The organism is Curtobacterium pusillum, from assembly GCF_013359865.1.
Taxonomy (GTDB): domain Bacteria; phylum Actinomycetota; class Actinomycetes; order Actinomycetales; family Microbacteriaceae; genus Curtobacterium; species Curtobacterium pusillum.
In genome coordinates, this window is sequence record NZ_JABMCE010000062.1 from 83,698 (window position 1) to 95,887 (window position 12,190).

Here is a 12,190-nt window from a genome sequence, read left to right on the forward strand (position 1 = left end):
TTCGTAGCGTCCGGGGCATGCGCTCCACCCGTTCCGTCGTCGCGGTCGTCCCGGCCCGTGCGGGTTCGAAGGGCATCCCGGGCAAGAACCTCCGCGCGGTCGCGGGCCGGTCCCTGGTCCGCCGCGCCGTCGAGTCCGCCCTCGCCGCGGTGACGATCGACGCCGTCGTGGTCAGCACGGACGGGGACGCGATCGCCGCCGAGGCTCGCGACGCGGGCGCTCGGGCCGTCCGACGCCCCGCGGACCTCGCCGGGGACGAGGCCTCGTCGGAGTCGGCCCTGCTGCACGTCCTCGACGAGTTGACCGCCGCGGGCGAGGAGCCCGAGGTCGTCGTCTTCCTCCAGGCCACGTCCCCGTTCATCGACCCCGCCGACCTCGACGCCGCCGTCGCCCGCGTGCGGGACGGCCACGCCGACACGGTGTTCGCGGCCGCACCGTCGCACGCGTTCCTCTGGCGCATCGGCGACGACGGTGCCGCCCGCGCGGTGAACCACGATGCCGCGGTCCGCCCCCGCCGGCAGGACCGCGAGCCGGAGTACCGCGAGACCGGAGCCTTCTACGTCTTCCGCACCGACGCGTTCCGGCAGTACCGGCACCGCTTCCACGGGCGGGTCGAACTGGCGCTCGTCGATGCCCGCGGTGCGATCGACATCGACGACGCATCGGACCTCGCCCTCGCCTCCGCACTCGCACCCCGGCTCGAGCAGCCGACCCCCGACCAGCGTCCGGCCGCCGCGCCGCACGTCCCCGCACTGAACGGAGCACCATGACCGTCACCATCGGCACCTCGACCATCGGGGCGGGCCACCCCGCGTACCTCATCGGCGAGATCGGCCTGAACCACAACGGCGACGTCGACATCGCGAAGCGCCTCATCGACGTGGCTGCGGACGCCGGGCTGCAGGCCGTGAAGTTCCAGAAGCGCACCCCGGCCGTCTCCACGCCCGAGCACATGAAGAACACGCCGCGATCGACGCCGTGGGGAGACATGACGTACCTCGAGTACCGCTACCGGGTCGAGTTCGACCGCGAGCAGTACATCGAGATCGGCGACCACGCCACCCTTCGCGGGCTCGACTGGTTCGCGTCGCCGTGGGACGAGCCGTCGGTGGCGTTCCTCGAGGACCTCAACGTCGTCGCGTACAAGGTCGCCTCGGCCTCGGTGACGGACCTGGGCTTGCTCGCCGCGGTCGCCGCCACCGGCAAGCCCGTGATCCTGTCCACCGGGATGTCCACGCTCGAGCAGATCGACCGCGCGGTCGAGGCCCTCGGCACCGAGCGTCTCGTGCTCATGCACGCCACGTCGACCTACCCGCTCCCTGCCGAGGAGGCGAACCTGCGGATGATCGACACCCTCGCGAACCGCTACTCCGGGGTGCCGGTCGGCTACTCGGGGCACGAGCCCGGGCTGCAGATCTCCATCGCGGCGGTCGCGCTCGGGGCCACGGCGGTGGAGCGACACATCACGCTCGACCGGACCATGTGGGGCTCCGACCACGCGGCATCACTCGAGCCGCACGGTCTGCAGACGCTCGCCCGGGACATCCGGATCATCGAGACGGCGCTGGGCGACGGTGTGAAGCGGATCTTCCCCGGCGAGCGGGCACCGCTGGCGAAGCTGCGCCGCGTCGGAGCGTGAGCGGCGGCGCGGGCGAGCCGATGGACGGACTGGAGGCGCGCCTCCAGTCCGTCACGCCACCACGCGCCCGACGCGTGGTCGGCCTGGTCGACACCGACTCCTTCGCCAAGTGGGGCGCCCACCTCCTCGCCACCGCCCCCGCCCACTGGAACCTCGAACTTCTCACCGTCGCGACCCCGCGCTCGGCCAGCCGCGCGCAGCTGCGGTCCGCGTTCCGGGGCCTCGACGACCGCCTCGCTCACCTCGCCACCGCACCCCCGGAGCCGCTCGAGGTCGACGCCATCGTCGATCGGCTCCGACAGGACCCGCCCGACGCCGTCCTCGTGTCACTGATCGGACCCGTCGCGGAACTCGTCATCGGCGAGGTGCACCGCCGCGTCCCGCGGCGACCGGTCCTCGTGACGGGACTGCCGGGCATCTCGTTCCCGGCGAAGTGGAAGGGCGTGTTCTTCCGCGCGCGCGCCGACCTGTTCGTCCTGCACAGCCACCGAGAGGTCCGCGCGTACGAGGAACTCGCCACCGACGGCGGAGTCGCACCGCACTTCGCGCTCGCCACGCTGCCGTTCGCGCGTGCCGGCTCGAAGGGCACTCGCACCGGTGTGGTTCCACCCACCCGTGACGCCGTCGTGTTCGCCGCGCAGCCGAGCGTGCCGGCCGAGCGGGCCGATCGCGAGCAGGTCGTCGGATGGCTCGTCGAGACGGCCCGCCGGCACCCCGAGTGGCGCGTGGTGATCAAGGTGCGGGCGTCGGCCGGCGAGCACCAGACGCACCGCGAGCAGGATCCGTACCCGGACCTCGTGCCGGCGGACGCCCCGGCGAACCTCGTGGTGGAGAGCGGCTCCATGTCGGACCACCTCGACCGCGCCGTGGCACTCGTGACGATCAGTTCGACGGCCGTCCTCGAGGCCGTGGCCCGCGGGGTCCCAGCGCTCACCCTCACCGACTTCGGCATCGGGCGGCACCTCATCAACGAGGTGTTCGTCGACAGCGGCCTGGAGGGCGACGCGATCGACCTCGTGGACGGGCGCTTCGGCACGGTACGGCCGGAGTGGATGCACGACAACCACTTCCACCCGGAGTCCGAGAACGACTGGGCCGAGCGCACCGAACGGCTCATGACGATGCGCGACGCCGGGGTCCTCGTCGACCGGTCGCCCGCACGTCGGAGTCGGGGCGGGGTGCTGCGGCGGGCCTGGGAGCGGAAGAACGCCCTCGGCCCGGACGACCGCAGTGCGCTCGGGACCCTGGCGCTCGCGGTCGGGACGCCGATCCGGGCACTGAAGCGCCTCGGCCGACAGGTACGCCGGCTCGTGCGACCGGCGGCGCCTCCGGTGGTGGGAGCTCCGACGAGCCAGCGGTCCCGGATGCCCCGTGTGCGTTCGTCAGAGGGCCTTGGCGATCGCGAGCAGCAGCTGGTCACGGGTCGGCACGCCCGGTGAGCGGAACACCTCGGCACCGTCGCCCCGGCGCACGATGATCGTGGGGGTCGAGCGGATGCCGAGGTCCTCCGCCTGGTCCGGGTGGTCGGCCACGTCGCGCTCGATCACACGCAGTCCCGGGACGAGCTCCGACGCCTCGGCCGACACCCGGCGCGCGGCGGCGCAGGGGGCACAGAACGCGGACGTCCAGAGGTCGAGCTGCATGTGGTCGTGCAACGCGGCTGCGTCGGGATCTACTCCCGGGTGCGTGCGCTGCTCGCGGTGCGTGCGCTGCTCGCCGTGCCTGCGCTACTCGCGGTCGAACTCGCCGCTGCGGTCGCCGCGGTCCTGCAGGTCGTCGACGGGGTCGGACTCGGCCGGCACGTACTCGAACTCGACCGAGGTCTGGTCGAGCACCTGGCGGGCCTTGGTCTTCTTGTAGGTGAACGCGGTCTGGAGTCCCTCGACGTCGGCGAACACCGTGACCTCCTCGTCCAGCGCGTCGCTCGTGGCGGTGCGGGTGTCGGTCGTGCCGTCGAAGGGTCCGCCGTGGAAGATCGCGGTGTACTCGTCGCCTTCGTGGATGGTGATGTCGCTCATGCCTCCCTTCTACCAGGCCATCCCTGTTGACCGATTCATAGCCCTGCTATATAGTTTTGCTATGGAATCATCCAGGGAGCAGACGCTCGAGACCCTCCTCGTCTCGGTGAACCGTCTGATCCGCTCCGCCGCCCAGGCCACGGGGAACACCACGTCCTCCGCCGTCTGGCGCACGCTCGGCATCCTCGAGACCGACCAGCCGCTCCGCCTCGGCGAACTCGCCACGGCCTCCCGCGTCGCTCAGCCGACCATGACCCGCCTCGTGGCCGGCATGCTCGCCGACGGTCTCATCTCGCGCAGCGTCGACCCCGACGACTCCCGCGGCCAGCTCATCGAGATCACCGATGCCGGCCGCACCCGGCTCGTCGAGTGGCGCGCCACGATGACCAGCACCGTCGGCCCGGTGTTCGCCGACCTCAGCGACGACGACTGGGACCTCCTGCACGACGCCGCAGCCCTCATCGCCTCACGAACCGGAACGGGTGCCGTCGCCGGCGCTGCGACCGCCACCACCAGAACGGAGATCACCGCGTGAACGCCCACGCTCCCGCCGGACAGTCCGGCAGCATCCTCAAGCAGTCGTCCGCGGTCTGGGCGATCGCCTTCGCCTGCGTCGTCGCCTTCATGGGCATCGGCCTCGTCGACCCGATCCTCCCCGCGATCGCCGCATCGCTCAAGGCGACCCCGGCGCAGACGGAGCTGCTGTTCACGAGCTACCTCGCCGTGACCGGCGTCGCGATGTTCTTCACCAGCTGGGTCTCGAGCCGCATCGGCGCGAAGAACACGCTGCTCATCGGCCTCGCGCTCATCGTGGTGTTCTCGGTGCTCGCGGCGACGTCGAACAGCGTGTGGAGCATCATCGACTTCCGCGCCGGATGGGGCCTCGGCAACGCGCTCTTCATCTCCACCGCGCTCGCGACCATCGTCGGCGCCGCGTCCGGCGGTACGGCCTCCGCGATCATCCTGTACGAGGCGGCACTCGGCCTCGGCATCGCCGTCGGCCCGCTCGTCGGCGGCCTGCTCGGTTCGGTGAGCTGGCGCGGCCCGTTCTTCGGCGTCACCGCCCTGATGGCCATCGCGTTCATCGCCATCGTCACGCTCCTCAAGACCTCCGGCCTCGAGAAGCCCACGCCCACCAAGCTCTCCGCGCCGTTCCGCGCCCTCGGCCGTCCGGCGCTCGCCGCCCTCGCCGTGACGGCGCTGTTCTACAACATCGGCTTCTTCGTCCTGCTGGCGTACACGCCGTTCCCGCTCGGCTTCGGCGCGCTCGGCATCGGCTTCACGTTCTTCGGCTGGGGCGTCGGCCTCGCGATCACCTCGGTGTGGGTCGCGCCGATGCTCACCGCGCGCCTCCGCCGGACGACGGTGCTGAAGATCGCGCTGCCGCTCCTCGCGCTCGACCTCTTCGCCGCGGCCGTCGTCGTGCACTCGCAGGTCGGCCTGATCATCTGCGTCATCATCGGCGGCCTCGTGCTCGGCGTCCTCAACACCGTGCTCACCGAGTGCGTGATGGAAGCCACGGACCTCCCCCGCTCCGTCGCCTCGAGCGCCTACTCGGCCGTTCGCTTCATCGGCGGCGCGATCGCCCCGCCGGTCGCCACCCTGCTCGCCGACGCGTACGCCCCGAGTGCCGCGTACGTCTTCGCGGGGCTGTCCGTCGCCGTCGCGTTCGTCGTCGTGCTCCTGACCACGAAGGTGCTCCGCCGCGTGGACGACGGCGCCGAGCCCGAGGGCATCGAGGCCGAGGCCATCAGCGCGGGCGAGATGTCCTAGCGCGGCTCCCTTCCCCTCATCCCCCTCCCCCTTCGCGAGCGGGCGAAATGCGCGGCCGATCCCCTTCCGGCCCAGCGCATTTCGCCCGCTCGCGTCGTTCCCAGCCGCTGACCCGCGGCAGCCCCGCGGCGAGCGGGCGAATCCGGTCCGGCTCGCTCGCTGACCAGGGTTGATTCCGCCCGCTCGCGTCCGCCGGCCCGTCCGGAGCCCAGCCCTGCGCCGAACGGGCCGAATACGCGACAGTCCAGTGACGACGACCGCGGATTCCGCCCGCTCGGATTCGCGAGCCCGCCCAACTCGGCGAACGGGCGGAATACACACCGGTCAGGCCCCATCCAGTGCAGATTCCGCCCGCTCGCGTGCCGCGCTCCACCACGGAACCCAGCCTCGCGCCGAGCGGGCGGGATACGCAGCTGACGAGCGCCGGTTCCGCCCGCTCGCGGGAAGGGTGACCGCCTGGAGGCGCGGTGCCGGTCTCGGGGACCGGCACCGCGCCTCCAGGCAGTTGCGTCAGAAGCCGGCCTGCACGGCGAGCGGGCGAACAGCGCGGTCTCGCGCCCTCCGCACGTGCAGGATCCGCCCGCTCGCGCTCCGGCGAGCGGACCACGTCGGCGAGCGAGCGGGCGAAAGCGGTCCCGCCGACGACAGGAACCGCCCGTACTTCGCCCGGTCGCGCTCCAGCCGCCCGCCGGTACGGCGAGCGGGCGAAAGCGGACCCGGCGGCGCGAGGAACCGCGCGTGTTTCGCCCGCTCGCGAGGGGCGGTGCGGCGGGGAGGCCAGCGGGCCGGACGCCGGCGTCGCCGGAGGCGATCGAACCGCGGAATAGGATCGACACCATGGCAACTGCGAACGACCGCCTCGTCTGGATCGACTGCGAGATGACGGGCCTCGACCTCGAGGTCGACGAACTCGTCGAGGTGGCCGTGGTCATCACCGACTTCGACCTCGTGCCCGTGCACCCCGGGTTCGACATCGTGATCAAGCCGGACCAGTCCGCGCTCGACAACATGAACGAGTTCGTGACGGACATGCACACCACGTCGGGCCTCATCGACGAGATCCCGAACGGTGTGAGCCTCGCGGACGCCGAGTACCAGGTGCTCGAGTACATCCTCCAGCACGTCCCGGCGGAGGGCACCGCTCCCCTGGCCGGCAACACGATCGGCACCGACCGCTCGTTCCTGGCGAAGTACATGCCCCGTGTCGACAACCACCTGCACTACCGCAGCGTCGACGTGTCGAGCATCAAGGAGCTCTGCCGTCGCTGGTTCCCCCGCGTGTACTTCAACGCTCCGGAGAAGCACGGCGGGCACCGGGCCCTCGCGGACATCCTCGAGTCGATCCGCGAACTCGAGTACTACCGCCGCGCGGGCTTCGTCGCCGAGCCGGGGCCCTCCACCGACGACGTCCGTGCCGTCCAGGCGGAAGTCGTCGAGAAGTGGGCACCGCGGCTCGCGTAGGGGTGTTCGGAGTCGCGTGCCGCATGTACTACTATTGAGTGGTCGCGCCGGTCGCCCGGTTCGGACATGGTGGATATAGCTCAGTTGGTAGAGCGCCTGGTTGTGGTCTAGGAGGTCGCGGGTTCGAGACCCGTTATTCACCCCACATCGAGAAGGCCCCGATCGTTGGATCGGGGCCTTCTTCGTTTCCGGTCCGCCGGGCCCGTGTGGGAGCATCGGGGCCGTGATGGAGATGTCCGCCGACGACTTCGAGCAACTCGTGACCGACGAACTCGATCTGCTGCCCGATGAGATGGTCGACGGTCTCGACAACGTGGTGTTCGTCGTCGAGGACGAGCCCGAGGACGGCTCCGAGCTCTTCGGCGTGTACGACGGCATCGCTGCGACCGAGCGCGGGCAGTACGGCTTCGGGGAGCTCCCGGACCGGATCGTCGTGTTCCGGAAGCAGCACCTCGCCGAGTGCGACACGGTCGAGGAGCTCCGGGACGAAGTGCACACGACGCTCGTGCACGAGATCGGCCACTTCTACGGCCTCGACGACGAGCGCCTGCACGAGCTCGGCTGGGCGTAGCCCCGGGCGGACACGCAAACGCGCGGCGCAAACCGGCCCGCGCTGCGGGAACCCACGCGCGCCGCGCCTCAGAACTTCGTCGGCCCCACCTCGTGGTACCGCTCCCACGCGTCCACCGGCCCCCGCCCGTGCAACGCGTACTCCCCCACGAGCCGCTCCTTGTACACCGCAGGGTTGTGCGACGCCACGACCCGCGCGTTCCGCCAGTGCCGGTCCAACGCGCGGGTCCGATCGGCAGCCGAGGCCCCGCCGACCTCGAACAGCTCGGACGCCGACCGGAGCACTCGCGGCCCGATCTCGATCTGCGCCTGGTAGACCGCGTTCTCGGCGGCGTCCAGCAGGCCGTGGTCGACGCCGGAGCCCGGCACGTTCGTCGCGACGACTTCGTCGAGCATCCCCGCTGCCGCCACGACGAGCGACCGGGCGGTGAAGGCCCCCGCCGAGAGCCGCCCGATGACCGCGAGGATCTGCGGATCGGCTCCGGGCGTGGCTGCGTTCGCGTGGATGTACGTCCGGGTGCGCGGCCGCACGAACGCGACGGCGTCGTCCGCGACGGCCTGCCCGATCCCCGCGAGGACCGCCAGCAGGTACAGCTGGTAGAACGCCTGGATGTGCGACAGTGGCGCGTCCCGGTACGCCGAGATCACCGACGGGTCGACTGCGACATCGTCGAACACGGTCGTGCCGGAGGCGGTGAGGCGCTGCCCGAACCCGTCCCAGTCGTCGACGCCGGTGACACCGGGTGCATCGGCCGGGACGGCGAAGGTGACGCGTTCCCCCGAGCGGTCCGCTGCCAGGTAGATCCAGTCCGAGTAGAGGGTGCCCGTCGAGTAGAACTTCCGTCCGTCGAGTCGCCAGTCACCGTCGGGGTCGGAGGACGGCCGCACCGTGGTGGAGATGTCCGCGAGCGTCGTCCCGGTGCGCTCGGACGTCGCGTTCCCGATGATCGCCCCGTCGACGACCCGCTGCAACCACTCGTCCCGTCCCGGCGACGACGGCCGGAGCAGCACGAGCTCGGTGTACCCGAAGTGTCCGCGCCAGAGGTGCGCGATGTTCGAGTCGGCTGCGGCGAGGTCGGCGACGAGGTGCGTGAGTTCGACGAGCGTCGCCCCGAACCCTCCGCGGTCCGCCGGCACGCGCAGCCGCCCGAAGCCGGCGTCGGCGAGCGCGCGGACCTCGTCGTGCGGCAGCGGCCGGTCGCCCGGCGTGCCGGAGGCAAGCTCCCGTTCGACGGCGCCCTCACGGATGCGGTCGAACAGCGGCGCGAACCGAGCGCGCAGGTCCGCCAGACGGCTGGTCGGCGCAGCCGGGAGGGAGGGGTCGGCCGCCGTGGTCGTCGTCGCGTCGGTCATGCGGTCACCTCCACGGCGTCGCGAGCCGCGGTCGCGCCCGCTCCGCCCGCGAACGCTCCGCGCCAGCGCCTGGCCGGGTGCGTGTCCGGCAGCTGCGGGTGGCCGAACAGCTTCTCGCGCAGGGTCCCCGGTCGGTACTCGGTCTGCATGAGTCCCCGTTCCTGCAGGGTCGGTGCGATGTGCTCGACGAACTCCTCGTACGAACCGGGCAGCGTCCAGTTGATGACGTTCACCCCGTCGACGCCGGCACGCTGCCAGTCGGCGAGCTCGTCGGCGATCTGCTCCGGCGTCCCGACGACGCGGGCCCGGAGTTTGGCGGACAGGCGGGCGAGGTCGGCGATGGTCGGTTCGCGGTCGCCGGCGGCTTCGCGGAGCCACTGCAGGTGTGACTGCCCGGCGTGCGTGCGGACCTCGGAGAGCGGCGTGTCGGGGTCGAGCGGTTCGCCGGTGTCCGGGTCGAAGCCGAGGTTGGAGTGCACGAGGAAGCCGTCGGCGGCGAGGTACTCGTCGATCTCGGCTTCCTTCGCCTTCGCCTCGGCCTCGGTGGAGCCGGTGACGAACGTGAGCCCGAGGAAGAACGCGATGTCCTCCCGACGACGGCCGGCCGCGGCAGCGAGGTCGCGGGTCTCGCGGATGAGCTGCTCGGTGGCGTCGCGGTTCGAGGTGAGGATGAACTGGGCCTCGGCGTTCCGCGCGGCGAAGGCCCGGCCGGCGGGAGACGACCCGGCCTGGAACAGCACGGGCGTCCGCTGCGGCGACGGAGCCGACAGGTGCGGACCCTGCACGTCGTACCGTTCGCCGTGGTGGTCGATGCGGTGCACCTTCGACGGGTCCGCGTAGCCGAGCACCGGGTCCTTCAGGACGGCACCGTCCTCCCAGGAGCCCTCCCAGAGCTTCGCGCAGACCTCCAGGTACTCCTCCGCCCAGACGTAGCGCTCGTCGTGCTCCTCGAGTCGGTCCTGTCCGAAGTTCCGGGCGGCGCTGTCGAGGGCGCTCGTGACGACGTTCCAGCCGATGCGGCCCCGGGTGATGTGGTCGAGCGTGGAGACCTTGCGGGCGAAGTCGAACGGGTGCGACTGGATGACGCTCGACGTGAACGCGAGGCCGAGGTGCTCGGTGGACACGGCGAGTGCGGAGAGCAGCACCGACGGGTCGTTCGAGGGGATCTGCAGCCCCTCGCGGAGGTTCGTCGAGTAGTCCCCGCGGGCCGGACCGTAGGTGCCGACGACGTCGGCGAAGAACATCGCGTCGAACTTCCCGCGCTCGAGGGTCTTCGCGAGGTCGGTCCACAGCGTCACGTCGTCGAAGTCCGTCTGGCGGGCGTCCGGATGGCGCCACAGGCCGTGCTGGATGTGCGACGTCGTGTTCATGACGAAGGCCGCGAAGCGCAGCGGACGGTTCGGTGCATCGCTCATGCGCTCCATGTTCCCCGTCGTCCGGTCGCGGGCGGCAGTGTCGTGACCTCGCGTTACGCGGGGTGTTCCGCGATGCCTTGGAGGCGACCATGCTCCTGAGGCATGCCGACGCCGATCACCGCTGCCGCGCCTCCCGTCCGTCCCACCGCACCGTCCACGAACGCGACCCGCCGTCGCGTCGCCCTGGCGTCGTTCGTCGGGACGACCGTGGAGTACTACGACTTCTACCTGTACGCGACCGCCTCCGCGCTGGTGTTCGCACCGACGTTCTTCCCGTCCGTGACACCGGCTGTCGGGGTCATCGCGTCCTTCGCGACGTACGGCGTCGGGTTCGTCGCCCGTCCGCTCGGCGGGGTCATCGCGGGGCATCTGGGCGACCGGATCGGGCGGAAGAAGCTGCTCGTCGCGTCGCTGGTGCTCATGGGGGTCGCGTCGACGCTCATCGGCGTGGTCCCGTCCGCGGCGACGATCGGCGTCGGTGCCGTCGTCGCGCTCGTGTTCCTGCGGCTGCTGCAGGGTGTCGCCGCGGGCGCGGAGTGGGGCGGCTCGGCGCTGCTGTCGGTCGAGCATGCGCCCGAACGGCACCGCGGACTGTTCGGTGCGTTCACGCAGATGGGCTCCGCGGGCGGGATGCTCCTCGCCACCGGGGTGTTCACGCTCGTGCGGACACTGCTCGGCAACGAGGTGTTCCTCGCGTGGGGCTGGCGGCTGCCGTTCCTGTTCTCAGCCGTGATCGTCGCCGTCGGCCTCGTCATCCGGCTGGGGGTGCACGACGCGCCGGTCTTCCGGGAGCTGCGCGACTCCGGTGGGATCGAGCGGTTCCCGGTCTGGCAGGCGATCCGTCGGCACCCGCGGGCGATCCTCGTCACTGCGGGCTTGCGGCTCGTGCAGCCGGCGCTGTACTCGATCCTGACGACGTACTCGCTGACCTACCTCGGCACGGTGCGGGGCGCATCGGGTGCAGCGGCAGGGCTGCAGGCGGTGCTGATCATCTCGGCGGTGTCGCTCGTGTCGACGCCGTTCTGGGGGTGGCTGTCGGACCGGATCGGACGTCGGGTGCTCACGATCTGGTCGGCGGCCGGGATCGCGGTGCTGATCTGGCCGTTCTTCGCGTTCCTCGACGCCGGGCCCCTCGTGCTCCTGCCGCTCGTCGCACTCATCGGCATGTGCGTCTTCCACGACAGCATCTACGGTCCGCAGGCGGCGTGGTTCGCGGAGCAGTTCCCGACCGGGCGACGCTACTCGGGGATGTCGCTCGGGTACCAGATCGGGTCGATCTTCTCCGTCGGGCTCACCCCGCTGCTGGCTGCCGTTTTCGTCGAGGTCGGCGGGGGCTCGCCGTGGATCCTGTGCGCGTACCTCGGCGTGTACGCGGTGCTGAGCATCGTGGCGGCGGTGTTCGCGGTGGACCCGCGCGCGGCGGCACGGCGTGCGGCGCGGGCAGCAAGGTCCGGCTCCGCTACGTCCGCACCACCACGTCCGCCAGCGACACCGGCTGCTCGGTCGCGATGAACGTCGCCTCCTGCGCCGCCCACCGCTCCCACTCGCGCGCGAACACCTCGCCGTCGCGGCGGATCGACCGCTCCCACCGGGTCGCGTCGTCGGCCTCCAGCCACACGCGGAACGACGCGAGCGGAGCCGAGGCCCGGGACAGCGCACCGCACCCCTCGACGACGATCGGGAGGCGCGGGTCGACCGCCGTCCACCCGTCCGGTTCCGAGGTGGTCCAGTCCCAGCGTCGGTACCCGGACGGCGTGCCGAGGACGTCGGTCACCACGGCTTCCGCCGCCGCTCGCAGTCCGTCCCACCCCGGGTAGACGTCGTCGAGGTGCACGATCTGGGCTCCGAGCCGCGCGGCCAGGGCGTTCCCGAGGGTGGTCTTGCCCGTGCCGGACCTGCCGTCGATCAGCACGACGAGCCGCCGGGCCGACGGGGCCAGGCCCGCATCCGCGGCCTGCGCC

13 protein-coding genes and 1 tRNA gene are annotated in these 12,190 nt (G+C 71.5%); 9 read left to right on the forward strand and 5 right to left on the reverse strand.

Annotation, left to right across the window (positions count from 1 at the left end):
- Window positions 1–17 precede the first annotated feature (17 nt).
- Genes HP507_RS05815 through HP507_RS05825 form a run of 3 tightly spaced genes read left to right on the forward strand, consistent with a single transcriptional unit; the run spans window position 18 to window position 3,078 of the window.
- Window positions 18–770, forward strand: a complete 753-nt coding sequence (locus HP507_RS05815) for an acylneuraminate cytidylyltransferase family protein (RefSeq protein ID WP_175350894.1) — start codon at window positions 18–20, stop codon at window positions 768–770.
- Window positions 767–1,639 carry an N-acetylneuraminate synthase family protein gene (locus HP507_RS05820; RefSeq protein WP_175350895.1) on the forward strand — a complete coding sequence of 291 codons (873 nt, stop codon included), beginning with the start codon at window positions 767–769 and terminating at the stop codon, window positions 1,637–1,639. Before HP507_RS05815 ends, HP507_RS05820 begins: the two co-directional genes overlap by 4 nt.
- Window positions 1,636–3,078: a DUF6716 putative glycosyltransferase gene (locus tag HP507_RS05825; protein ID WP_175350896.1), complete on the forward strand. Its 1,443-nt coding sequence runs from the start codon at window positions 1,636–1,638 to the stop codon at window positions 3,076–3,078. Before HP507_RS05820 ends, HP507_RS05825 begins: the two co-directional genes overlap by 4 nt.
- Here the strand turns inward: HP507_RS05825 and HP507_RS05830 are convergent.
- Complete coding sequence (locus HP507_RS05830; RefSeq protein WP_175350897.1) at window positions 3,022–3,282, reverse strand: thioredoxin family protein; 261 nt, start codon at window positions 3,280–3,282, stop codon at window positions 3,022–3,024. The two genes, HP507_RS05825 and HP507_RS05830, sit on opposite strands and share 57 nt — an antisense overlap.
- Before the next feature lie 84 nt (window positions 3,283–3,366).
- Window positions 3,367–3,657, reverse strand: a complete 291-nt coding sequence (locus HP507_RS05835) for an oligoribonuclease (protein ID WP_175350898.1) — start codon at window positions 3,655–3,657, stop codon at window positions 3,367–3,369.
- A gap of 61 nt (window positions 3,658–3,718) precedes the next feature.
- Here HP507_RS05835 and HP507_RS05840 point away from each other — a divergent pair, with 61 nt between their 5' ends.
- From HP507_RS05840 to HP507_RS05860, 5 genes are all read left to right on the forward strand, one after another.
- On the forward strand, window positions 3,719–4,192 hold the full coding sequence (locus tag HP507_RS05840) for a MarR family winged helix-turn-helix transcriptional regulator (protein ID WP_175350899.1): 474 nt from the start codon (window positions 3,719–3,721) through the stop codon (window positions 4,190–4,192).
- Window positions 4,189–5,430, forward strand: coding sequence for an MFS transporter (locus HP507_RS05845; protein ID WP_175350900.1), 1,242 nt, complete (start codon window positions 4,189–4,191; stop codon window positions 5,428–5,430). Before HP507_RS05840 ends, HP507_RS05845 begins: the two co-directional genes overlap by 4 nt.
- An 837-nt stretch (window positions 5,431–6,267) precedes the next feature.
- Complete coding sequence (gene orn, locus HP507_RS05850; RefSeq protein WP_175350901.1) at window positions 6,268–6,891, forward strand: oligoribonuclease; 624 nt, start codon at window positions 6,268–6,270, stop codon at window positions 6,889–6,891.
- A gap of 69 nt (window positions 6,892–6,960) precedes the next feature.
- Window positions 6,961–7,036, forward strand: a tRNA-His gene (locus tag HP507_RS05855).
- Window positions 7,037–7,117: 81 nt separating this feature from the next.
- Complete coding sequence (locus HP507_RS05860) at window positions 7,118–7,462, forward strand: metallopeptidase family protein (protein WP_175350910.1); 345 nt, start codon at window positions 7,118–7,120, stop codon at window positions 7,460–7,462.
- 68 nt (window positions 7,463–7,530) lie between these two features.
- On the opposite strand, the gene HP507_RS05865 is transcribed toward HP507_RS05860, so the two are convergent.
- Both HP507_RS05865 and HP507_RS05870 read right to left on the reverse strand, forming a co-directional pair.
- A complete protein-coding gene (locus tag HP507_RS05865) occupies window positions 7,531–8,814 on the reverse strand; it encodes an acyl-CoA dehydrogenase family protein (protein ID WP_175350902.1) in 1,284 nt (427 codons plus the stop codon).
- A complete protein-coding gene (locus HP507_RS05870; protein ID WP_175350903.1) occupies window positions 8,811–10,229 on the reverse strand; it encodes an LLM class flavin-dependent oxidoreductase in 1,419 nt (472 codons plus the stop codon). The genes HP507_RS05865 and HP507_RS05870 overlap by 4 nt, the downstream gene beginning before the upstream one ends.
- A gap of 102 nt (window positions 10,230–10,331) precedes the next feature.
- On the opposite strand from HP507_RS05870, the gene HP507_RS05875 reads away from it, so the two are divergent.
- Window positions 10,332–11,741 carry an MFS transporter gene (locus HP507_RS05875; protein WP_254700959.1) on the forward strand — a complete coding sequence of 470 codons (1,410 nt, stop codon included), beginning with the start codon at window positions 10,332–10,334 and terminating at the stop codon, window positions 11,739–11,741.
- Here the strand turns inward: HP507_RS05875 and HP507_RS05880 are convergent.
- Window positions 11,689–12,190 (reverse strand): nucleoside/nucleotide kinase family protein (locus tag HP507_RS05880; RefSeq protein ID WP_338085232.1); only part of this gene is annotated, 502 nt, incomplete at its 5' end. The two genes, HP507_RS05875 and HP507_RS05880, sit on opposite strands and share 53 nt — an antisense overlap.